Source organism: Paenibacillus tritici (genome assembly GCF_013204885.1).
Taxonomy (GTDB): domain Bacteria; phylum Bacillota; class Bacilli; order Paenibacillales; family Paenibacillaceae; genus Paenibacillus_AQ; species Paenibacillus_AQ tritici.
In genome coordinates this window covers 124,040-148,032 of the sequence record NZ_JABMKX010000014.1, presented here as the reverse complement: position 1 = coordinate 148,032, position 23,993 = coordinate 124,040, and the positions used below count along the sequence as shown (strand labels likewise).

17 protein-coding genes are annotated in these 23,993 nt (G+C 51.6%); 5 read left to right on the top strand and 12 right to left on the bottom strand.

Annotated elements, in window-relative coordinates; translation table 11 throughout:
- Positions 1-14: 14 nt before the first annotated feature.
- The 10 genes from HQN87_RS33095 to HQN87_RS23980 all read right to left on the bottom strand — a co-directional run bounded on the left by HQN87_RS33095 (position 15) and on the right by HQN87_RS23980 (position 16,922).
- Complete coding sequence (locus HQN87_RS33095) at positions 15-2,003, bottom strand: YncE family protein (protein WP_173138468.1); 1,989 nt, start codon at positions 2,001-2,003, stop codon at positions 15-17.
- Positions 2,004-2,041: 38 nt separating this feature from the next.
- Positions 2,042-3,700 (bottom strand): YncE family protein, encoded by a 1,659-nt coding sequence (locus tag HQN87_RS33090; RefSeq protein ID WP_173138466.1) that lies wholly within the window; start codon positions 3,698-3,700, stop codon positions 2,042-2,044.
- Positions 3,701-3,852: 152 nt separating this feature from the next.
- Positions 3,853-5,559 (bottom strand): pyocin knob domain-containing protein, encoded by a 1,707-nt coding sequence (locus HQN87_RS32455; protein ID WP_301953218.1) that lies wholly within the window; start codon positions 5,557-5,559, stop codon positions 3,853-3,855.
- A 24-nt stretch (positions 5,560-5,583) separates the two neighbouring features.
- Positions 5,584-7,278 carry an alpha-helical endospore appendage domain-containing protein gene (locus HQN87_RS24010; protein WP_173138464.1) on the bottom strand — a complete coding sequence of 565 codons (1,695 nt, stop codon included), beginning with the start codon at positions 7,276-7,278 and terminating at the stop codon, positions 5,584-5,586.
- A gap of 232 nt (positions 7,279-7,510) precedes the next feature.
- On the bottom strand, positions 7,511-8,347 hold the full coding sequence (locus tag HQN87_RS24005) for a class I SAM-dependent methyltransferase (protein WP_173138462.1): 837 nt from the start codon (positions 8,345-8,347) through the stop codon (positions 7,511-7,513).
- Positions 8,348-8,381: 34 nt separating this feature from the next.
- The gene (locus tag HQN87_RS24000; RefSeq protein WP_173138460.1) at positions 8,382-10,058 is read right to left on the bottom strand and encodes a YncE family protein; all 1,677 of its coding nucleotides are present in this window, start codon (positions 10,056-10,058) and stop codon (positions 8,382-8,384) included.
- 26 nt (positions 10,059-10,084) lie between these two features.
- On the bottom strand, positions 10,085-11,635 hold the full coding sequence (locus tag HQN87_RS23995; protein ID WP_173138458.1) for a YncE family protein: 1,551 nt from the start codon (positions 11,633-11,635) through the stop codon (positions 10,085-10,087).
- 46 nt (positions 11,636-11,681) lie between these two features.
- A complete protein-coding gene (locus HQN87_RS23990; RefSeq protein WP_173138456.1) occupies positions 11,682-12,818 on the bottom strand; it encodes a YncE family protein in 1,137 nt (378 codons plus the stop codon).
- Between the two features lie 447 nt (positions 12,819-13,265).
- Positions 13,266-15,875, bottom strand: a complete 2,610-nt coding sequence (locus HQN87_RS23985; protein WP_173138454.1) for a pyocin knob domain-containing protein — start codon at positions 15,873-15,875, stop codon at positions 13,266-13,268.
- A 258-nt stretch (positions 15,876-16,133) separates the two neighbouring features.
- Positions 16,134-16,922: a nucleotidyltransferase domain-containing protein gene (locus HQN87_RS23980; RefSeq protein ID WP_173138452.1), complete on the bottom strand. Its 789-nt coding sequence runs from the start codon at positions 16,920-16,922 to the stop codon at positions 16,134-16,136.
- A 204-nt stretch (positions 16,923-17,126) separates the two neighbouring features.
- Here HQN87_RS23980 and HQN87_RS23975 point away from each other — a divergent pair, with 204 nt between their 5' ends.
- From HQN87_RS23975 to HQN87_RS23955, 5 genes are all read left to right on the top strand, one after another.
- Positions 17,127-18,125: a tRNA dihydrouridine synthase gene (locus HQN87_RS23975; protein ID WP_173138450.1), complete on the top strand. Its 999-nt coding sequence runs from the start codon at positions 17,127-17,129 to the stop codon at positions 18,123-18,125.
- 169 nt (positions 18,126-18,294) lie between these two features.
- Positions 18,295-19,521 (top strand): RtcB family protein, encoded by a 1,227-nt coding sequence (locus HQN87_RS23970; RefSeq protein WP_173138449.1) that lies wholly within the window; start codon positions 18,295-18,297, stop codon positions 19,519-19,521.
- Positions 19,522-19,600: 79 nt separating this feature from the next.
- Complete coding sequence (locus tag HQN87_RS23965; protein ID WP_173138447.1) at positions 19,601-19,831, top strand: AbrB/MazE/SpoVT family DNA-binding domain-containing protein; 231 nt, start codon at positions 19,601-19,603, stop codon at positions 19,829-19,831.
- Complete coding sequence (gene mazF, locus HQN87_RS23960; RefSeq protein WP_173138445.1) at positions 19,825-20,166, top strand: endoribonuclease MazF; 342 nt, start codon at positions 19,825-19,827, stop codon at positions 20,164-20,166. Before HQN87_RS23965 ends, mazF begins: the two co-directional genes overlap by 7 nt.
- 199 nt (positions 20,167-20,365) lie before the next feature.
- Positions 20,366-20,935, top strand: coding sequence for an SF0329 family protein (locus HQN87_RS23955; protein ID WP_173138443.1), 570 nt, complete (start codon positions 20,366-20,368; stop codon positions 20,933-20,935).
- Between the two features lie 69 nt (positions 20,936-21,004).
- Here HQN87_RS23955 and HQN87_RS23950 read toward each other — a convergent pair whose 3' ends face one another.
- Both HQN87_RS23950 and HQN87_RS23945 read right to left on the bottom strand, forming a co-directional pair.
- On the bottom strand, positions 21,005-21,694 hold the full coding sequence (locus HQN87_RS23950; RefSeq protein ID WP_173138441.1) for a response regulator transcription factor: 690 nt from the start codon (positions 21,692-21,694) through the stop codon (positions 21,005-21,007).
- Positions 21,694-23,844, bottom strand: a complete 2,151-nt coding sequence (locus HQN87_RS23945) for a sensor histidine kinase (protein WP_254075636.1) — start codon at positions 23,842-23,844, stop codon at positions 21,694-21,696. The genes HQN87_RS23950 and HQN87_RS23945 overlap by 1 nt, the downstream gene beginning before the upstream one ends.
- Positions 23,845-23,993: the final 149 nt, after the last annotated feature.

Sequence of the window (23,993 nt, the reverse complement as noted above, 5' to 3'; positions counted from 1 at the left end):
ATTCATTTTCACTTTCATATTTGCACGCTACGGGCCCGGTAAGCCCCTGCCATGCCGCGTACTTGTTTGCCTATATAGACTGCCCTCAGAGCCTGGTAGCCCAGAATATCCACCGGATGGACATATTGATTCTCAGCTACATAAGCCTTTGTGCTGTCCGCCGTGATTTCGACTTTATAAGCAATCGGCAACTCGACGAAGTGGGAGACATTATTATTCTTGGGTTCGATGATTTGGAGACCGGCAAACTGGTCATCATCTCCTATTATGGTTACGAGTACACGGGAATTGTCTGGAGTGACGGAGATATCATATTGTCTTTTATAACTGTCCAAATACCAAGGACCATAGTATCCGCCGCTTCCATAAATCCGCCAATATGGCATTTGTGTTGAGGTCGGTTCTTTCATTACATAATTGTAATTATTAGACCCTTCCAGGAATACGCCGGAGACCCAACCATTAACGGTAATATGCCCGCTTATAGATAAGGGACTTGTGAGTCCACTCTTAAGAACGTAAACATAATTTTTGGTGTAAGCAATTAGTGTTTCGCCGTCCGAAGAAACGGCTAGCGGATTTTGTTGAGGCTTCGAGATAAAATCATAATTGTTGGAATGAAATAGGGATTCATTCTGAACGGAGATAGCGTATACGTTGCCATTATCCGCCTGATTCTGCTTGCACGCCACATAGACATACCAGTTTCTCGGCGAAACCACCATTGCAAATGGATGATCGGTACCCATCGACAGAGTACTTAATACTTCACGGGTTAAGTTATTAATAACGGTCACACTGTGAGAATCATAATTCGCCACATATGCCTTGGAGTTATCCGGCGTTACCACTACAGCAACGGGGTTGAGGCCAACGGCCAGTGTCACTGCAACCCTTCGCTCACGGGTGTCAATTACGGAGACAGTATTGTCCGTACTGTTGACAACATAGACGGTGGTTCCATCCGGAGATTTAGCGAGTGCTCCCGGATTCCGTCCTACCTGAATTGTCTGGATAATGGTATCAGAGGAGGGATCGACCAGAGCTACATAACCGGATTGCTGATCATCTGAAATATAAGAAACGTACAGATAAGAAGAAGGCTCTATGTTATTGAATACAATAGCCGCCATGTCAGAATTCAGGATATGCGTGGCATTTTGCAAATTGAGATATCCGTTCGTTCTAACCTGCAGGGTATAGGTGTAAGCTCCCCGTTCAGGCGTATCTACATGGAAAATCTCTACCAGCTCTTCATTGATCATTTTGGAACTGGTCCGGAATCCGTAAGTGTTGGTGGCGGAGTAAATGGGAAGGCCGTTTCTCAGCAGCCTGTAGTCGATTGTCAGCGAGGTGTCGTCAGTAGTAGTGCTGTCCCAGCCTATCAGGAAGGAAGCCTCCACCTTCACTGCCTGTTGTTCGTCCAAGGTTACGAATGGCACTGTATTGACAGTCACCCAGGAAGAAGGCTCGCCAAGCGGGAGCAAGATATCTTGAGGGGACTTGGAGTATACAATTTCACTGGAGGGTCCGGTATCACCACGGCTTCCGGTACCTCCAGTAACTCCGGTAGGGCCTGTGACACCCGTCACACCCGTAACTCCTTCATCTCCGGTGGCGCCGGTGGCACCTCGGGGTCCCTCAGGCCCAACAGGGCCTATGCCTCCTTCGGATCCATCATCTCCGGTTCCGCCGGTGATTCCCTTCTCTCCGGGAGTGCCCGTTGAACCGGTGGGCCCAGTTGGCCCAGTAGGCCCTGGAGCGCCGGTAGCACCGGTAGACCCTGTGTCTCCGGTATGTCCAGTTGGACCAGTAGCGCCCTTATGTCCCCGGTTACCTGTCGGTCCTGTTGGTCCTGTAATGCCTTCAGGCAGCTCCGGGCCCGTGCCCGGCCAGATGATCTCCTGGTCATCTTCGCCTGTCTCCCCAATGATGATCGGTCCGGGCCCTCCGTTGACGGGAGCTTGCAGGGGTTGATTCTTATTTTCTTTGAATTCATCCACGTGTCGGCACAACTCCTTTATAAGGAATAAGGGGAGCGTCAGCTCTGCAGACGATACGCTGCGAGTAGGGTCTGCACAAGCCCATCGACGCCAATCGCCTGCATTTCTGTGAAGGTCTGAAGATTGACAGGATGTACATACCGGTGCTCAGATACATAGGCTATGGCGCTGTTGGCTGTAATAGCTACTTCCCGGGCAACGGGCAGGTTGACAAAATGGGATGTGTTATTGTTCTCCGGCTCTATAATTAGCAGGCCGGCAAATTGATCATCGCTGCCTGCAACGGTGATGCAGATACGAAGCTGATCTGGAGAAGCAACTACCTGATTTTGTCCCTTGTAGCCGGGGTAGGGCACCGGGGTCTGCCAACGGGCCGGACTGTTGTCGGCAGACACGTGCCATATGGATATCTCCTCAGACGGCGTAGGTTCTGTCCAGTACATCTGATGGAACTGCTGAATATCCTGGTCAATGAATATGCCGGACCGCCATTGACCTCCGAGAGAAGTATAGGGTACGGAAAAGAAGGGTCCAATGGAGCCTGAACTTAGACTGGCCAGCAAAGCCTTTTCTTTCCCAGCAGCCACAAAGGTCCGGCTGTTGCTGGAAACCGCAATAGGGTTGCAGGAGGGATCGAATTCAAGGCTGTAGCTTTTGCCAAAAACGGTAACCTGTTCATCGGCTGTTCTAATAGCCGCGATGTAATCGTTCCCAGCGGTATCTGACTTGCATGCAGCAAAAATGTAGCTTCCATCAGGTGAAGCGGTAAGGGCAAAGGGGGTGCCCGTTCCCACTGGAACAGTTGCAATAACCCGGCGGGTCAAATGGTCTATAACCGTAACATTCCGTGAGCCGGAATTGGCGGTATACGTCTTCGTGTTGTCTGGTGAAACCACAATGGCAACGGGAGTTGCCCCAATCTGAACGACGCCGATTTGTCTGAGCTGGACAAGGTCCCACACCCACATGAAGTTGTAGCCAGATTGGGCTGCTGTGACCGGATCCTGATCTCCGACATACAGTGTTGTAAGGTCTGGAGATATGGCCATGGGTCCCGGCTTAGAGCCTGCGAACAATGTCCTCACGATATGGTTTGAAACGGTATCAATGACTGCTACATGACCATTCAGATTCTCGGTATCATTCCAGCAGGAGACAAAGAGATAATGCTGATAGGCCATCTGGTTCGGATATACCACAGCCGACAAATCAGATTCCAGAATTTCAATTGTAGCCTGCAGGTTACTGTAACCATTAATCCGGGCTTGCATAGTGTATGTGTATGAGCCGGAGGGGGCAGTGTCAACGTGGAAGAAATTAATGAATTCCTGATGAGTAGCCCTGGAGTTCTCTGCCAGTCCATACACATTGGCCCCCGTATAAATTACAGTACCATTGCGGAGAATTCTGTATTCCAGATTCAATTCGGCAGCGCGGCTGTCTCCGCTGACCCAGGATAACAGAAACGAAGCATCAATTTTTACAGCTTGGGTAGCGGTTAGGCTAATGGCAGCAACACTGCTTACCGTGGCCCAGCGTGCGGGCGTACCCGGGGGCAGGATCAGAGGATCGGTTGAAGAGGCATACCCGATATACGCAGCAGGTCCGGTTGCTCCCCGGGGTCCGGCAGGGCCGGTTGGTCCGGAAGCGTCTGCTAACGGTTCGGGTGTATTGAGCTGGTCTTGATTATCATCCACCATGTTAACTCCTCTCAAGGTATAATCGACATATGTATATGTTCGATTTCTAAATAATAGTATTTTGTTAATATTTGTCCAATTATGGGACAGGCGAAAAACGGACACCGGTTAGTACCGGTGCCAGTTTACCGCACAGAATGTGATTTGGTTTAAGGTTGGTTAGGTGTATACGGATTGAGGCTGATAATGCGTAAATTAAGCTGATTGATTGTCGAACCCATGCCCATGTTTGTATGCATAATTAACGCCAGTCCTTCGGGAGCGGGGGTTATGTCTACGACAAAAGAATTGTTCCATACATTTTGACCCACCGAATCATGAGTTACCCGGCTGCCAAAATTAACAGGGTAGCGACTGTCGTTAATTACATCTTCTAATATAATCTCCACCATAACTCCATTAGGAGCTGTGGTGATGGAGGGAATGGCGTCCACCATATAGTCTATCTGGAACAACCCTCTGGCCAAATTAATGTATAGGGGGTAGTCAATTCTGGGTGAACCAGTGCCGCCAGTAATTTCTTGTCCGCCATGGCTCCAGTGGACATCCTGATCGCCGTAAAAACTTGCTTCTAATGGTGTGGTGGGTCCTGTTATATAGGCCATCAAGAAGTTCGCGGTAGGCAGCCCCCCTGTAGTGCCTGTCGGTCCGGTTATGCCCGTGCCCGTTGGTCCTGTCGGTCCGGTGGGTCCAGTAGGTCCAGTAGGCCCGGTGGGTCCAGTCGGGCCTGTAAGGGATTCGCCTGTTGCCCCCGTAGCGCCGGTGGGTCCGGTCGGCCCGGTGGCCCCAGTGGCACCAGTAGCTCCTGTGCTACCCGTGGCTCCGGTGGGACCCGTGGCACCAGTAACGCCCGTAGCACCGGTCGGCCCTGTTATTTGGAGACCGGTGGGCCCGGTGGGTCCGGTCGGTCCAGTTGCACCAGTGGCCCCCGTCGGTCCGGTGGGTCCGGTCGGCCCAGTGACCCCTTCTCCAGTAGGTCCAGTAGGGCCGGTAAGGCCAGTAGCCCCTGTAGCTCCTCTAAGACCGGTCGGTCCTGTAGCTCCTGTGGGACCAGTTGGACCGGTGGGTCCGGTGGCTCCCCTTGGCCCGGTATGGCCAGTAACGCCTGTACTTCCGGTGGGTCCGGTGGCTCCTGTTGCTCCAGTTGTCCCGGCGGGTCCGGTAGGACCGGTAATGCCGATACCCGCTGCGCCGGTGGGACCGGTAGGACCGGTAACATCCACCGGTTCCCAGAGAGTCCAGACACCGCCTGTATTTACCCTGTAATAGATAGATGGATTCGAAAGATAGAGCTGCTGGACTGTTGTACCTGATACTGTCACATAAAGAGTCCAAATTTGTGGATTCAAAGGCCCGGCCGGTCCGTTCAAAGGCGGTCCTTGCGCAGCATTGGAGCTGTAAACCCCGGGTATGATATACAAATTCAAGTCTGCTCCCGAGGGCTCAGCTGTAAATGCGGGGAACACTCCGTTAGCGGCATTAAGAATAACATCACCGGTTAATCCGTTTACCGTATTGACACCGCCGGTTGCTCCAGTAGGTCCTATCGGACCCGTTACGGTAGGAATATTAACCGATGTCTTCAGCTTGGAATCCAGCATCATTTCCTGTCGGAAGATGCTGTCGAGCATGGCTTGCGTGCTGCTGTTCACATTCAGAATATCCTGAATGGATGCGGGGGGACTGGTGATGCCAGGCAGGGTGCCCAGAGCGAACTGGATCTTTTCTCCCTCCGCGTTGATGATGTGGGCCAGACCAAGCTCTTCCATGGCAATGGAGGACATGAGCAGGTTCTGGACATCATCCCGCGTCAGTGTAATCGTGGGTGTAATATTAGGAAGATTGGGAGTAGACATAGGGATTCCTCTCCTTCAGTAAGATTATTGAACGCGTAAGGTAACCACACGTACGGAGGCGCCAAGAATCGTGGTGCCTGTTCCAAAATTGGTGTTTAACACAAATGACATGGCATCGGCAGGGAACAAGGTGGCATCCAGTATAAAGGAGTTGCGCCAAATATTCTGGCCGATCTGTTCCCTGGAGACCCTAGAGTAAGGGGTATACTCCTGCACATCAGAGCCGGAATAGGAGAAATAGAGTTCAGCGAACAGGGAGGGAGTCGTATTAGCCGGAATTGCGTTTACTGTGAAGTCCATTTGGTACTCCGCATTTGGGATCAGCGCGATTTCTGAGGGATTGCTCTGGAAAGGGAGGATTGTGGACCTGGGTTGTCCAAGGGTAAGTCCGGTACTCCAATTGGATATGAATTCTCCCCCCGTAAAACTTGTTAAAGTAGCTCCAGTCACAAAGGCGTAAAAGAAGTCCTGATCAAAGATCCCGGTAGGACCGGAAGCGCCGGGGGGGCCTATAGTGCTTCCTCCGGTATGTCCTGTGGGACCGATAGGTCCAATGCGTGTAGGGCCGGAAGGTCCTCTGCTACCCGGCTGTGTTGCACCAATCCCGGTCCGGCCGGTGGCTCCCTTAGCTCCGGCAATCCCAGTGGGTCCGGTGGGGCTTTCACCCGTCTGTCCGGTAAGTCCTCTGGGTCCTCTTGATCCCGGATTCCCGGTAGTCCCGGTTTCTCCGGTAGCTCCTGTGAAACCTTTAGCCCCAACAGGTCCTGTCGGCGATTTACCGGTAGCTCCGGCAGGTCCTCTCGCTCCCCTGAAAGCTCCGGCCAGAGGGGAGGCTCCTTTCATGCCGGTAGCTCCAGCGGCTCCAGTGGCCCCGGGTTCTCCAATGACACCGGTGGGTCCGGCAGGCCCGGTGACCGTACTGGTTACACCGGTAACGCCTGTAACGCCCTTCTCTCCAGGGATGCCCGCAGGTCCGGTGAGTCCGGCATGCCCCGCCGAACCCGTCTGCCCCGTCATTCCGGTCTGGCCTGTATCTCCGGTTACGTCTGGTCCGGTAGGTCCGGTAGGACCAACCTCTGCAACAGGCTCCCACGAAGTCCACAGGCCATCAGCTTGGCGCACCCGGTAATAAATGGACGGATTAGAGAGATACAACTGCTGAACAGTAGTGCCTGAAACACTGACATAAAGTGTCCAAATCTGTGGATTAGCAGGTCCGACCGGTGAGTCGGGAGGGATACCTTGAACGGCATTGGAGCTATAGACACCGGGTTGAACGAATGTACTCAGAGACAAATTAGAAGGAAGCGAATCGGATACTGGAACAATCCCGTCCGCTGAGGTCAATGCGACTTCACCAGCCAGCCCATTTACACTGAAGACTCCGCCCGGAGGTCCCGTAGGCCCGGTAGGTCCAATCATAGATGGGAAACCTGCGGTCGTACGCAGCTTGGAGCCGAGGATCATCTCTTGGCGTGAGATCACATCAAGCATGGACCGGGCACTGGCATTCACGGCCTGAATATCGTCTATGGTGACAGTTGGCCCGCTTATCCCCGGAAGCGTACCCAGAGCAAATTGAAGCTTCTCCCCTTCGGCGTTAATAATGTGCGCCAAACCAAGCTCTTCCATAGCGATGGAGGAGAAGAGTAAATTCTGCACGTCATCGGAAGATAAGGTAATAGTAGGCGATATATTAGGAATATTAGGGGTGGACATAAAGGAACCTCGCTTTCGCATTAGTTTTCCGGAAGAGAAGCCTGCTCTGAATCTGTGGCGACAAAAGAGGAGCAATCTCTCTGAACCAGATAATTCCAGCTTATGAGAGTATGTATGAAAGGTTCGGGCGTATTACTTGCTTCAGCCCAGAATCTCGTCCAAATAAAAAAACTCAGGTCATATTGACCTGAGTCTACTATCGAAATATCTAGTTCTCGCTACTTGTTTATACTTAATCGTCTCTTTTTTGAGCTGCGCAGAATAATTCGTGTCCCCGCATTTCGGCTTGAAGCCGGGACAGCAGCTCCATTTTTTGAGGGAAGGTAAGCGGACCATAGACTGGATGGCCGGAGGTCGTTGATTCCAGCTCGGCATAGGTTTGTCTGCTGAATAAGGCACGTACCTCTAAGCCTGCTTGATCCGTAATGCGTCTCAGGCTCCGCTCGGAATGATGGAAGAGATGATCCGCTTCGGTGAACAAGGGACTGGAAGCCTTCCGCAATTCATTCCTGAGACAGTACCGGTTCGGTACGCTAAAAAACAGATAACCACCCGGCGCGAGCAGAGAGGACGTCTCCTTCAAAAAGGAAACGGGCTCAGCGATATGCTCAAATACATGCCAGAACACAACCGCATCGAAGGAGTTCACCGGCAGCTCCAGCTCCGGACTCCATATGCCTTCAATGACCGGCAATTGGTAGTTCTCAGCAATGTATGTGCAGGAGGCTGGGGAGGGCTCAATTCCAAGGGCGTCCCAGCCTGCGGCCCGTGCCATATTGAGAAATTCGCCCGTCCCCGAACCGATCTCCAGCAGCTTGCCGCGGCCCGGGCTGAAGGTCTGCAGCATAAGCAGGTTGAACGAGCCATGATCCAGATAAGTACTTCTCATCCACTGGTCCCGCATTCGTATCCAGCTGTCATTATAAATCTCCGGTATAAGAGCTTGGCTTGTGCTGCGGCTGTCCTCCGGTTGAAACAGCATATCGCAATCCAGGCAGTCCATCAGCGTAAAGCGGGGATAGTTGGCGAACGTGGATGTAGAGCCGCTTCCGCATACTGGGCATTCCATATTCCAATAACCTCCAATGTTAAAAAAGAAAATTTCAGGTAGTCATTTGATAGGCAGCCACCATATCGTGAACCTTGCCGCCGATATAAATGGATTCAAAGGGAATGAAACGGATAATATCCACCGGATGCACATAGCTGTTCTCCATGACATAAGCCAAGGAGCTGTCAGAGGTGATAACCGACTTATGGGCAACGGGAATCTCGATGAAATGAAGGTCACTGTCACGCTCCGTATCAATAATCTGCAGACCTGCAAATTGATCGTCATTGGCCTCAATGCTGATGCAGATTCTTGAGTAATCCGGTGAAGCTACAATGTGACTTTGACCGGTAAAGCTGGCATAATTCCAGGGACCAACATAATTACTATTATCGTACACCCTGAATCTTCCCCTTGAAGTGGACTCAAAGGTCTGAATGCCGTAAAAATAATCAAATCGTTCTTTGTGAACAGCGGAGGTCCAATTCTTCAGACCATAGGAATATGAGGCGGTGATCGTATTGGAATTATAAACATTGAACGTCCGCGTACCACCAGGGGCGATGAACATCAGTTTAATACCGGCTACCTTTGCTGCAAGCGGATTGTATCTGCGGTCCAGTCCGGAATTCTGCCCCAGATCCTGAACATGATCGTTGCCTACGGAGATTGCAATGGCGTGGCCTTTATCTCCCTCAGTGATTGTAGCGGCAAAGATAAACCAGCTATTGGGCTGAGCTGTAAAGGCAAACGGACTGCCTGTCACAGGAACGGTTGCCTTAACCTGACGGGTCTCATGATCGATAATGGTCACATTCTGTGAACCATAATTAGCTACATAGGCCTTGGTGTTATTAGGGGCCACGATAACGGCAGTGGGGCTATTGCCTACGGGTAGCGTGGCCGCTACAGTATGGGTGTTCGTATCAATAATGGAAACTGTCTCATCCTGGACATTGACAACATAGACGCTGGCTCCATCAGGAGATTTGGCCAACGCCCCTGGACTGCGGCCAACGCGGATCGTCTTAATCACCTTCTGGTTATCGGGGTCCACGACAGCGACGAAGCCGGGATCATTGGGGGCTTCCAGATTCTCAGTATAGGATACATACAGATAAGATTTGGACAGGATGCCGGAATAGACAACGGCTGCTAGCTCGGATTGCATAATTTGCACCGCAGGCTGAAGGTTGGTATAACGGTTGATACGTATTTGCAGGGTGTAGTTATAGTTACCGACATTTGGGTTGTCAATATGGAAGCAGCTGATCTGTTCCGAGCTCTTGGCATTTGCCTTGTCCTCAGAACCAAAGATATTGCTGGACAAGTAGATCTGAGTGCCATTTCGCAATATACGGTAATCAATGCCAATAAAGGTATGAGCGGCGGCTACACTGGTCCAGGACAGCATAAAAGAAGCGTCAAGCTTCACCACTTCCCTATCACGTGTATTAATAAAGGACAACGTCTCCAGTGTCTGCCATGGGGATGGAGTGCCCAAGGAAAGTGTGACGGCAGTGGAGGAATTGTTATAGCTGATTGTACTGCCCGGACTTGAAGTACCTTGAGGAGGTTGTGGACTTTGCGGTCCTCCGTTACCGGGGACTCCATCGGTGGGGAGCACAGGCGTATTCTCCCACGTCCATGCTCCATTTTCATCGGGAATGCTATCCGGGCTTGGAGTTTTGACCACTTCTATTAGATTGTGATCGTCTTCTGGGTTCACTGTGCGATTCCTCCCTCAGTAGTTATTCAATCTTCTGATTCAAGGATTTGCGTTTTGGGTCTGAGCTTGCTCTGCGTCCGGTAGCTGACTGCCATACCATACACCTTGCCGCCGATAGAGATGGCTTCCCCTTTGGTGTATGTCACCAGATCAACAGGGGTCACATATTGCTCTTCGGTGACAAATGCCTGTAAGCTGTCAGGTGTAATAACTACCTGATGGGCAACGGGGATTCTCACAAAATGCGAGAGAGCACCGTTATAGGGCTCAATAATTTGCAGGCCGGCAAACTGGTCATCGCTAGCCTCAATAACGATGCATATCTTTTGGCTATCCGAGGAGACGTCTATGTCATTCTGGCCCTTATAGCCGTCGAGATAATTAGGGCCGGCAAAGCCGGTAGAGATGCCGGCGAACATGATCTTTGTGGAAGGGGGGGCTTGAATTGCATAAAAAATATCATGCCATTGTCCTGCATCAGTGGCTACGGCAGCAATGTTACCCCCTACGTTCCAAGTAGTCAGGCTTCTAAACTTACTCTGACCGTCAATGCGATAGACCCTGATGTTAGTAGGTCCAAACATGGGCACCCAGTTTCCATTGTTTGTAACAGCGATCGGGTTATGATTCTCGGATCCCCATGCCAAGTTACCATTCTGGACCGTGTATTTCACCGTATCAATAGCGGCATAGCTATCCGGATCCTTGCAGGCAGCAATGACGAACCAGCTATTTGTGTCTACAGTCAGGGAAAACGGAGCTGCAGGAAGCGCTATGGTGTTGACGGCGGTATGGGTACTGTTATCAATGACGGTAACACTTTTACTTCCGAGATTTGCTACGAAGGTCTGTTTGTTGTCCGGTGTAATCACTACAGCTACCGGCTCAGTACCCACGCTGATAGTGGCAGTGATCTGAAGGGTTGCCGCATTAATGACAGAGAGGGTTTCATCTCCGTAATTAATGACATAAATAGCTGCTCCATCCGGCGATTTGGCAATGGCCCTCGGATCATTTCCAACCTTTATGGTTCCCGCAATCTTTTGGGTCTGCGGATCTACCACTGACACATAACCTTTCCCATCCGCTGCGGAGGTGTAGGTAACGAAGAGATAGCTGGAGGAGTCTACGCTGTTGAATACGTTGACACTCATATCGGACTTACTGACGCTTAAAGGGCCTTCTACGTTATTGTAGCTTGAAATCCGGGCTTGCAGCGTGTACGTGAATGAACCTTTACCGGGTGTGTCCACATGGAAGAAGCTGAGTGTCTCCTCGTGGACGGTTGTCGCGTCAACATCATACGCAAATATTGTATTATCCAAAAGAATTTGTCTGCCGTTGCGCAATAGACGGTATTCAATGGCCAATTTGCTGTTTGCTTTATCGATGCTGTCCCAGATCACCTCCATATTAACCTCGATTTTGGCAACCTGATTCTCTGCAATGATATTGAAGGGAACGGTTACAAGGTAAGTCCAATCCCCGGGTGATCCCAGCGGAAGGCTCACTGGCGATAACGTGGATTGATAATGGAAGCTGTTGCACGGACAGGAATTTAGGGAATCAAGATTCATTTGTATACCTCCTTAAGATGGGAGAGACAGATAGCGATATAGGCAGTTATGATTGGGTCCGGTATGCTCCAACGATTCCCTTCACCCTGGACGAGTTGCCCAAATGAATTGAATTAGAGGAGGAGGGGGTCACAAGATTGACGGGATGGACATATTCAATTTCTGCGACATAAGCTTTGGTGCCGTCATAAGTGATAGCCAGATCATTGGCCACAGGCAATCTTACAAAAGCAGACGAAATATCCAGGCTTTGCGAATCAATAGAAATCACCTGCAGGCCCGCGAATTGGTCGTCATTAGCCGTAATGGTTATACACACACGCGATTGGTCCGGTGATACCCGGATTTTATTCTGGCCTTTGTAGCTGGGAATATCCGGTTTCTGTTCTCCCGTTACAGCGCCGCTGGCATCAATCGCCAGATTACTTGCTGTTCTTATGACATCTTCAGTGAAGGACTTGGTCGCCAAAAAAAGGCCATTGTTTAGGTAAACGCCGGAGACGGTCTGATTCAGCCATGTAACAGAATTCCCGGGACCAATATCGTCAGGACCATTGATCCTCCTTAGCTGATTGTTGATATCCAGGGCGGCCACCAAGTGACCGTCAGGTCCGACAACCAGCGGGTTGTGGGCGGTGCTAAAGCTCAGGTTCCATCCGCCGTGCGCGAAGGGATTAACCTCATCGCTGTCTACGGCAATGGCCGATACATAATCGTTAGTTCCTCCTTCACGGCAGGCGGCATACATATACCAGCTGTTGGGACATGCAGCCAGAGCGAAGGGACTTCCGCTGCCCACGGACACTGTTTTAATAACCGTTTTGGAGGAATTATCAATAATGGTGATGCTCTTATCGTCATAATTGGCCACGTACGCTTTGGTGTTGTCAGGGGTTACCATAACTGCTTTGGGATTACGTCCTACGTTCAGCGTAGCGGTGACCGCATTGGTATTGGTATCAATGATGGATACCGTATGGTCCCCTTCGTTGACAACATAGACGGTTGATCCGTCCGGTGAGATGCAGATGGAGCCCGGTTGCTTGCCTACCGGAATGGTTGCGAGAATAGCATCCGTCTGAGAATGAATGGCCGCTACATACCCGTCGCCGTTCTGTGCTTCATAAGATACATACACAGGCATGGAGGCAGGGGTGGTATTGTCAACTACAAGTACAGACATGCTGGCTTCTAAAATTTCGATGTCAAGTTGTAGCCTGACATATTGAGAGTCCGTAACTTTAGCTTGCAATTCGTAAGTGAAGGCCCCGCTTAACGGCTGGTCTACGTACAACAAATTTACCGGTCTCTGATTGGTGGTATTTAAATAGGTTAGATGGCTATGAATTACAGGCTCACTCAAGTAGATAGGGATGCCATTACGCAAGAGACGGTATTGGATACCCACTGTTACCTCTAAATTTTGGTACGACTGCCATTGAGTCAACAGGTAGGCATCAAGCTTGACTGCCTGGTTTTTCTTGGTGCTAATGAATGGAGCCGTCAGAATGGTGTTCCAATTGGAGTCGTTGAAATATATATATTTTGTCTGAACAAAATCAATATGAGACATGGCCCTTTAACCCTCCCGTTATAAAGTTATATTTCCTCGGCTTCACCAGTACGTGCATCAGTTAATCTTCGTAAGAGTGAATTCATGCTTACACTTTCTGCCGTTGAAAGCATGGCGCAGAGTTACCGAATGAGCAGTCAAGTTCTTAACACCAAGTCTTTGACCGGCTTCGCATTGAATCATTCCGGTGATATGAGCAGGCTGAATGCCGGTGAAGGTAGAGGCTGCAGGCTCGTAATGCAGGGAGGAATGATGCTCGGGCGTTTCACCATCTAATGAGATGACGAAGGAGGCAGGCTGATTATTATTCAGATGAAGAGACAGGGATAAGGAATACACGCCGGATTGATTCACAATGACTTCTCCCGTCCGGGCATCAAGCTGGCAGTCGCTGCTTAGTGCCATTGCAGTAAAAGGAATGAAGTCATTGTTGGCAATAACGGCGTCACCTAATAAATAAGCGGAGCCGTAGGCCTTTACAAGATCATTACTGGTAATATTCACCCAACTGGACCAAGTGGATCCATTATCTTCACTTCTGCGCCACCAGATGCCCCTGTCTGTAAAGAAATACTGGGTTGTATAAGGAGGGTTATTGGAATAAGGAGCAGCTAACACCATTAATACCCAAGACCCGTTATCATTAGGGGCATTATTAGCTTGGTATCCATTGCCCACATAGTAACCAATTGTCTTAAATTGGTTCAGATCAATATGGTTGTTGCCGCCAAGGTTTGTTAAAGGGACAAAGTTCTGATTGGTACCCGTGCCGCTGCTGCTGTGCCACTCGCTCCAGGTGCTGCCGCCGTTGCTGCTGGACCGCCACCAGGAACCGGAATCGGACTTATAGGTCTGGAGGATGTGGGTTTGACCGGACACCGTCTGGGCCACGACTTCCACACTCCATGCTGCATCGGAGGCCGGGGCATGGGCACCGGCGCTGCCCGGACCAATATATACGCCGGTGTCTTTGAGCTGGTTGAGATCAACAGTGCCGGACAAGGTTCTCAAAGGCAAGGAGGATTCAGTTAAGTTAATCCAATCGGTCCATCCATTAGGGAGGTGAGTACTTGAGCGATACCAGACTCCATTAGGATCAAAGAAAGTCTGACTTAAAAAAGGATGTTCTAAAGGGCGGTAGTCAACCGGAGCGCCAGTGATCATTAGTGTCCATAAAGCGCTGTCGCTGGGCCCATTTATGGCTGGTTTGTTGGGACTGTAAAAGAATCCATTAGCTGTGGCGCCATCTAAATCTGTGTCATCCCCCCAAAATTCCTCCCAATACCGGATGGGCATTGGATATATGTCTATATCCCATTGTGTCCATGAAGACCAAGTGTCACCTCGATTAAGACTATACCTGGACCACCTGCCATCTGAAGTTATGAAGGTTTGACTGATGAAGGAGGCCCGTGCCAGGATTTCGAGAAACCATTCCGATCCTTGGGAAAATGGGGAGTGTGTGGGACGGGTTCCAGTTCCAATATATACGCCGGTGTCATGGAGCAGATTAAGGTCAACAGTGCCGGACAATGTCTTGAGCGGCATAGAGGGTTCATCCACCAGACTGGTCCAATCCGACCAGGTCGAACCGTTATCCTGGCTTCGGCGCCACCAGATGCCGTTGTCTGTGTAGAAGGTCTGCATGACATAACTCTGACTCCCATAGGGTGCGGCGACCACCATGAGGACCCAGGCAGCATTGGAGTTGGGGGCATTCGTCGCTCCTATACCGTTCCCCACGTAGAAACCGGCTTGGTTAATTTGATTCAAATTGTTGGTTTCGGTCTTCTGCAGCGGCATGGCAGGAACATTCGTGTCGCTGTGCCACTCGCTCCAGGTATTGCCTCCGTTGCTGGTAGACCGCCACCAGGAACCAGAATCGGACTTATAGGTCTGAATGACATGGGTTTGGCCGGACACCATCTGGGCCATAACCTCCACGCTCCAGGCTGGATCGGCAACCGGGGCATGGGTGCCAGCAGTACCTGGACCAATATATACGCCGGTGTCGTTGAGTTGGTTAAGGTCAACGGTGCCAGACAATATTTTGAGCGGCATAGAGGGTTTATTGACCGTACTGGTCCAATCCGACCAGGTAGAACCGTTATCCTGGCTTCGGCGCCAATACATGTCGTTGTCCGCATAGAAGGTTTGCGCAACATAGCTCTGATTCCCATATGGAGCGGCTACCACCATGAGCACCCAGGCAGTGCTGGAGCTGGGTGCATTCGTCGCATCTCTGCCGTCTCCTACATAGAAGCCAGCTTTGTTAATTTGGTTCAAATCATTGGTTTCCGTCTTCTTCAGCGGCATGGCCGGTTCATTCATGAGGCTTTGCCATTCCGACCAGGTAGATCCTCTATCTTTGCTGGACCTGTGCCAAATACCGCTTGGCGATTGATAGGTTTGACTGGCACTGACATCCCGGTGGGCTTTATTGTCATCATCTATGATGACCTGTACAGTCCATGTGACATCCTGACTGGGGGCATTCGTACCCGCTTTATTCCTGCTCAGATAGAAACCGGAAGTTTGTAAAATGTTCAGATCAATGCTCTCGTTATCAGGATTCACAATGGTCAAGTGCATCGCAGATGTCAGCGTAAATCTGGACGCAAGTGTATCCGCCAATGCCCCCGCTAAATCTTCATCTTCGTGATTCATTTCGTAAATCTCCTTTCGGTGTAAGGTGCCTGTTCTATTACACAATTCCGGACTTCGTGGTGGACAACAACCGGTCATTGCAACAAATGGTCGTTAATACTGCATATGCAGAGACAAATATACTTAAGACCACAAATCAAGAAATAACATTAATTTGAAACTATATAAATATATTGATTACTTTCTCGTTCATAGTCTACAAATGACAACAGCGACTCCCGGAAACCGGAGAGTCGCTGTCTCATATAATCTGTCCTGTTATCTGTCCTGCAAGGAAGGAGGCTGCTCCATCCAGGAGCGCTCACTGGCTTGCACATAAATTCCCAGGGCCTGCTCGAAGGAAAGACCGTGAGAATAGAAGTCCAGCACCTTTGCGGCGAAGCGCTTGCACTTATTGGCACCTGGCGACTGCAGCAGCTCTGTGGCGAGCTTGCGGAAGTCCTGCGGCTTAGCTTCCGCAGCCTCAACGGCGTCCAGTAGCCCCTTGTGGCTTGGAAAGAGCATCCGGTTATAAGCCAGGATCATTCTGCCGCTGAAGAAGACCAGACTGCTGGCGGTGTGGGCGAGCAGGAAGGCGTCGTTCTTCCGGGCCGCCTTCTGGGCGAAATAGAAGGCGAACATGAAGATCTGGGCGCAGAAGTCCCGCAGATTGCGCTCCCTGTTCTCCTCGGGATAGACGGGAATCCGGGCGACCCATTCGCCCAGCTCCGGGATTCTGGAGAATACAACCTCCGACCCGGTAAAAGCATATCGCGTAGGCTCGTTGCCCCGCTCGGCGGCCAGCTCCACAAACCGGAGGTTGACCACTTTGATATCGGCATATCCGCCTTCATAGGTGCTGACCTCACGGTCCACGTAGGACAGCAGATGCTTCCGTTCATACTCTGCATAGGAATCATCGGTGAATACCAGGTGAACATCCACATCCGAGGTCTCCTTGGCGGTTCCTTGGGCTACTGATCCACTGGTGATTACCGCCAGACAGGATGGATTCTGCTCCAGCTTCTCCACCAGCTTCTCCAGTGTCTGTCTATGGTGCTCATACATTTCTTGCATCCTCCCTTAAGCGTTGTCCAGCACATTAAGCGTAGCCGCTGGGGGGCTTGCCAGCTATGGGCAATTCAGACATATGTTTTTGGGATCTATTAGGGGAGTCACTTCTTTGGGGCTTATGATATAATCTGGGTTACAGGTTAGTTATTCTACTAAGGGACAAAGAGTTGTCCTGATCATCATAGAGAGGTTTTGGATATGACGAACAATTTTTGGCGTGATTTGCCACGGCCGTTTTTTATACTGGCGCCGATGGAGGATGTGACGGATGTTGTGTTTCGCCATGTGGTAAGCGCGGCGGGCAGACCGGATGTGTTTTTTACGGAGTTTGCGAATTCAGAGAGCTATTGTCACCCGGAGGGGCACCATGCGGTGCGAGGGCGTCTGACTTATACGGAGGATGAACAGCCGATTGTGGCTCATATCTGGGGAGACAAGCCGGAATACTTCCGCCGGATGAGCATTGGGATGGCCGAGGAAGGCTTCCGGGGCATCGACCTTAATATGGGCTGTCCAGTAGCGAATGTGGCGGAGAACGGGAAGGGCAGCGGCCTGATCTGCCGTCCCGAACTCGCAGCGGAGATCATCCAGGCGGCGAAGGCCGGAGGACTGCCCGTCAGTGTCAAGACCCGGCTCGGGTTCAGCAGCGTTGACGAATGGCGGGGCTGGTTAACCCATATTTTGCAGCAGGATATTGTGAATCTGTCCATCCATCTGCGCACCCGTGAGGAGATGAGCAAGGTGGATGCCCACTGGGAGCTGATCCCGGAGATCAAGAAGCTTCGCGATGAGGTGGCCCCGCATACCCTGCTGACCATTAACGGGGATATCCCGGACCGGCAGACCGGCCTAAGACTGGCTGAAGAGTACGGAGTGGACGGGATTATGATCGGGCGCGGGATTTTTCAGAATCCGTTCGCGTTCGAGCAGGAGCCGAGGGAGCATACCAGCGAAGAGCTGCTTGATCTGCTGCGGCTGCATCTGGATCTCTACGATCAATACTCAGGACAGGCACCACGTTCATTCAGCCCGCTACAGCGGTTCTTCAAAATCTACGTCCGCGGCTTCCGCGGGGCCAGTGAACTAAGGAATAATCTAATGAACACCAAGTCTACCGGTGAAGTGCGGGCGCTGCTCGATGCGTTTGGGAGTAGGGAGCCGGACGGGGCGGACGGGCTTGGGGATAATACAAAATGATGATGCGCTGAAGCTGCCTAATTGTAAATAGACCGACTCCTTGGATAGGGCGGTCTATTTTGTTATATCTACCCAGTTGTAATACTTCCGCCATGTACTTTGCGCTCCAATTAAGCGACTATAGAGGCAGAAGTTTGTGATATCCCGATCCATAGGAGGATGAATAATTATGGCTTATACAACAATAGACGGCGTGCGGGTGTGGGGGAAGCCGGACGACGGCGCGCTGGTGCAGGCCCGTATGTGTGCGGAGAACGGGAATGTGGTGCAAACCCTGCTCATGGCAGATCATCATAAAGGCTACAGTCAGCCCATTGGCGGGGTGGTCGTGTACGATGGGCAAATCTCTCCGTCAGGCGTGGGTTATGATATTGGCTGCGGGAACAAGGCGGTGCGGACCCGCTTGACCATGGCTGAGCTCCGGCCGAGGCTCTCAGGAATCATGGACGAGATTGCCCGCAGAATCTCCTTCGGAGTCGGCCGTGTCAATAATGAGCGGGTGGATCATGAGCTGTTCGATGACCCGGATTGGGATGTGTTCAAGGCAGTCGGCAGAGTGGAGCACGACAAGCTGAAGGCTCTGGCCCAGAGTCAGCTGGGCACGGTCGGCAGCGGTAACCACTTCGTAGACCTGCTGGAAGAAGCCGGAGACGGCCGGGTGTGGATTGCCAATCATTTCGGAAGCAGAGGGTTCGGGCACAAGACAGCGAGCGGGTTCCTTAACCTGGCTGCGGGCAGAGACTTTCTTGCTAACGCCCCCGGTGAAAAGATGGACCAACCGCCCGTTCTGCTGGATCTCAGCAGTGAGCTGGGCGATATGTATTACAGAGCGATGAAGCTGGCGGGACGCTACGCCTATGCGGGCAGGGAATATGTGATCCGGCAGGTCTTAGCCATCCTGGGAACGGAAGCGGATCTCGAAGTGCATAACCATCATAACTATGCCTGGAAAGAAACCCATAACGGCAAGGAAGTCGTCATTGTCCGCAAAGGGGCGACCCCGTCTGCACCGGGTCAGGTCGGGTTCATTGGCGGCAGTATGGGGGATATATCGGTAATCGTTAAGGGCAAGGACAGTGCGGAGAACAAGGATGCTTACTACAGCACCGTTCATGGGGCGGGGCGGATTATGAGCCGGACCCAGGCGGCAGGCCGAATGAACTGGAAAACCCGCACCCGCAGCGGCGGCCAAATCTCGACAGCGCAAATGCTCGGAGCGGTTCGCGATTTCGGTGTTGAGCTGCGCGGCGCAGGCACGGACGAGAGTCCTTTTGTATACCGGAAGCTGCAAGAGGTACTGGATGCGCACTCTGGGACGATTGAGGTCATGCATGTACTGAAGCCGGTCGGTGTATGTATGGCGGGAGCGAATGAGTTCGATCCGTATAAGGATTGAGGTCGTTCCTCTCCATAGTGATTTGACTTCTAAAAGAATTTTGTTTACACTTTGTATATACATTTTGGGAGGCGGTTCTATGTTTCAGGTTCAAAAATGGGGGAACAGCTTAGGTATTCGTATTCCCAAATCCCTTGCGCTGAAGGTCGGTATTGAGGAGGGCTCCGAAGTCGATCTTGATGTCGAAGAGGGGCATCTTATCATCAAGCCGAAGTCGGCTACACTGGACGAAATCCTATCCAAGGTTACCCTGGATAATATCCATAATGAGGTCTCTACAGGCGGGCAAGAAGGACGGGAAGCATGGTAACGCGCGGGTATGTGCCAGATCGGGGTGACTTGGTATGGCTGCAGTTCAACCCGCAAGCAGGGCATGAACAGGCGGGTAAACGCCCGGCCTTGGTCGTGTCCCCTGCTTCTTATAATGGGAAGGTGGGGTTGTCTTTGCTCTGTCCGGTAACGTCTAAGCCCAAAGGCTACCCGTTTGAAGTGGTCATTCCGCAGGATCTGCCCATCGAAGGGGTTATCCTTGCCGATCAGGTAAAGAGTCTTGATTGGCAGTTCCAGCAGGCAGCGTTCATCTGCAAAGTACCACAGAGCATACTTTCAGATGTCGTTGCTAAACTCGGTTTACTGATTCGTTGACTGTAGGAGAAGAGAATATAGGCAATACCGGGCCAATCCGCACAACGCCAACCTGAACCTGTTACGTACAGCACTTGGGTTGCCGGAGAGTCCGTTTACCGGGTAAGTTATAGAAGTGAGGATCGGCTGATGGGGCAGGGCAAACCAAGCCCGGAGCCGGCAAGCCGGTCCTCTGTTGGGTTAGGGAAGGTGGGATCATATGTCTTGGAGCAAATTGAAGCAACAGCTGGAGGGCTTTCTCAGTCCTGCGTTACAGGGAAGGGTAGAATACCGCGCGCCGGGGTACCGTTATTTTGCGGATAAATCAGGGATCTGTTACATCTCGGTGGATAAGAAGAACGTACTCAACTTGGGAGATAAAACGAACACGATCAGGTGGTATGCATCTGAGCTGGACATCAGGAATGATCCGGGTATCCGGATTCCTGTCACCGATGACGACATTGAAGCCGTCAGACAAACGGCCAAGGGGCCAATCCCTGAGGATCGCCTGATCGTCATGGCCCGAAGCCGCTTAAGCACAGAGCACGCCAAAGAGCTAATGGCAGCGCAGGCTGCGCTCACTAAATCGAATTTCATCGTGGTGGCGAATCAGTTCCTGACCACTCCTATTGAGGAGAGCCTGGAGAGTAATGATATGGTACTCAATATCCTGGCCTTGGTGGATCGGAGAGTCGGGAAGAAGCGGATTATAGGCATGTCCGAGAAGATGAGGCTGAAGCATCCGGTGGTGCAGTATTTCTATGAGCTGCGCCGGTGGACGCTGTGAGTGTATATCGAATAGATCAGCCTGAACAGCTCCACTGACATTCACTGTCCTTGGAGCTGTTTGCTATATTCAACGCTTGCCGGCCACCAGCATATATCCGGCTCCCCGGACCGTAATGATTCGCTCCGGATGGACAGGGTCGGCCTCGATTTTTTTGCGTAGATTACTGATGTGGACAGCGACCGTTCGAGTATCCTCCAGACTCTTCATGCCCCAGATGAGATGGAACAGCGTATCGACAGTGACGACATGATTCACGTTCTGTGCCATATAGGATAGCAGACTGAACTCTTTTTTGGATAAAAAGATGGTTCTGCTGTCCATATTGACGGACTGTGCGTAGAAATCCAGCGTCAGCCCCGGCAGCTCTAGCAGTTGTTCCCTTCTGCCAGTGGACACTCTGCGAAGGTGGGCCTTGATTTTGGCCATGAGGACCCCCGGACTGAACGGCTTGGTCACATAATCGTCGCCGCCATAGGATAAGGCGCTGATCTTCACCTCGTCCTCCTCATGGCTGCTCAGGAACACAATCGGCGCATTCGTGTGTTTGCGTGCGTCCCTGCACCAGTCAATGCCGTTCTCATTGGCCAGCAGGACATCCAGAACAATCAGATCCGGGTTAAGCGATGCCAGCAGCAGCATGGCTTCTGTCCCGCTGTGGCAATACGAGGCTATGAAGCCTTCACGCTCACAGTACGCCTGAACAATCTCACAGATATGGGGATCGTCATCGACGATCATAATTGTGTATGTGTCCATCACTCCGTCACCTTCCTGCTGCTGAAATACAAAGGCAGCGATACATAGAATATCGACCCCGTCTTCCCGTCACTCTCCGCCCGGACCGTCCCGCCATGCGCTTGGACGATTTCCCTGCAAATCGCCAGCCCAAGCCCGCTGCCCTCTACGCCCATGTCCATGCCCGGCCGGTCAACCCTGTAATTGCGGTCGAAGATCTGCTCCAGCTGCTCAGGGGGAATGCCTGTACCAGAGTCTTGTACGCTAATGATCGCACAGCGGGTATCTTGCACCTTGTCCACAGTTAGGGCAAGACGCACCACTCCTCCACTGGAGGTGAACTTCATTGCGTTCGATACCAGATTGAATAGCGCCTGGTCTAATCTTTGCGTATCCATCTCTACAACGGGCAAGCCAGGTCCATGATTCTCCGTATTTCCGATCACCAGGTTGAAATCAAGCCCCGCGTCACGCACAACCAGCTCATATTGTTCATAGAAACCACGCAGGAAGTGTACCACAGGAACCGGCTCCATCCGGTACTCTACTTGCCCCGTCTCCAGATGCGACAAGAAGCTCAGCTCCCCGATCATGCGGTTAATCCTCACCGTGTTATCCCGGATATACATCAGGTATTGTTCATTGCGTTCCGGCTTCACCCTGTCCATTACCGCCTCGACATAACCGAGCATACTGGACAGCGGCATACGCAGATCATGTGTAATGTAGGCCAGCAGCTTCTTCCTGCCTTGCTCGGAGTGAAGTAACCGCTCGTACGACATGCGGAGGTCTTCGTGAGCTGCGGATAAGGCATGTGTGCGCTCCAGCACGAGCTGCTCCAGATTGGCATTCATCTCGGTCAGCTTGGTATTGGCTTCCTGCAGCTCCCGGGCAATCCGCTCTTCGTTCGTTGCCGCCCTCGTAAATCTGGAAGACAGCAGCATCATCTGGGCGATCGTGAATACCAGCAGCCCGAACGGAGAGGTATTTCCGATTCGTGACCATTCGTTGTAATACAGGAAATCGTTGATCACCGTAACCAGAGCAACCACTGATACGAGCAGGAAGATCAGCGCCCCCTCCATCCGCCGCATGGCCGCCGCAGCCAGCCCAACCATCAGATACACCATATGCAGAACAACGATCACACCGATCAGCAGCAGCATTCTTGAATAGAGGATGGCGGGGGTTACCACTATAACCACACAGAGTATGCCGGTTACGATCCGGCTGCCATGGCGGAACCACCGTGACACCACATCCGGGAAAATGCATTCGAAATACATAGTGATGATCCATCCGCCGAGGCAAAGAATCAGATATTCGATCTTGAACTGCAATTCCCACGGGAAACGGGGAAGCCATTGGGTAAGCATCAGCTCGCCGTTCAGCAGGGAGCGGATACCGAACATCACGGTGAACAGACCGAAGTACAGCGGCGCCCTGTCCTTGCGCCGCAGGATGTAGAGCAGCAGATGATACACGCCAATTACCAGCAGGCTTGCGGTGATGAACATATCTGAAGCAATCTTCAGATGAGTCTTGACCGTTAGCACGTTACTGCCGCCCAGCTCTATATCCTTGGTGATGCCGCCCCGGTTGTGATGGAAGTTCGCCACTTGCATAACCAGCTCTACCGTGTCGCCTTCGGGCTGGAAGAATACCAGCTTCGTAGCCAGACGCGGAGTCATGCCGTGCTTGTCCTGACCCACCTCACCGACTTCTGCCAGCAGTTCTCCGTTCACCCATAATTTATACGCATGAAAAATAGTAGGCAGCCGCAGCGCCAGCCGCTCATTCCTGTCCTGCTCATTAAGCTGAATAGCCAGCCGAAAGGTTGCGAAGCCTTGCCCCTCCAGCTCTTGCTCCTCCAGCTTGTACCCCAGCCAGGAGCCGGGGATGTTGATATATCTATCCACCTGTTCCCCTGCTGCCATACGGTTCCGTATATCCTCCGGCGAGAGCAGCTCTTGCCAGTAGAATTCCCATTCTCCTTGTAACTTCTGCGGATTCTTACCCATAGAGTCCTGCGTTAGATCCAGAATGCCTTCTTTGCTTTGATGCTTGGGGACGCCTGGCGATCCAGGCACGATGGCATAGCTTACGGCCATACCGATAACAACGGCAACAGCGAGTTGAAACCAGATATTACGGGAAACGAATCTTAGCATACCCCTCATCATGAAGCCGACCCCAATCTACAAAATTCGCCAGCATAAGCTGATTCTCTTCATGATAGCATCATTGAAGAAAACTGTGTGAAATAGCAGAGTTTAAAGTTTTCTTTAAGTTTCATTTAAGGGCTAAATTACTATGATAG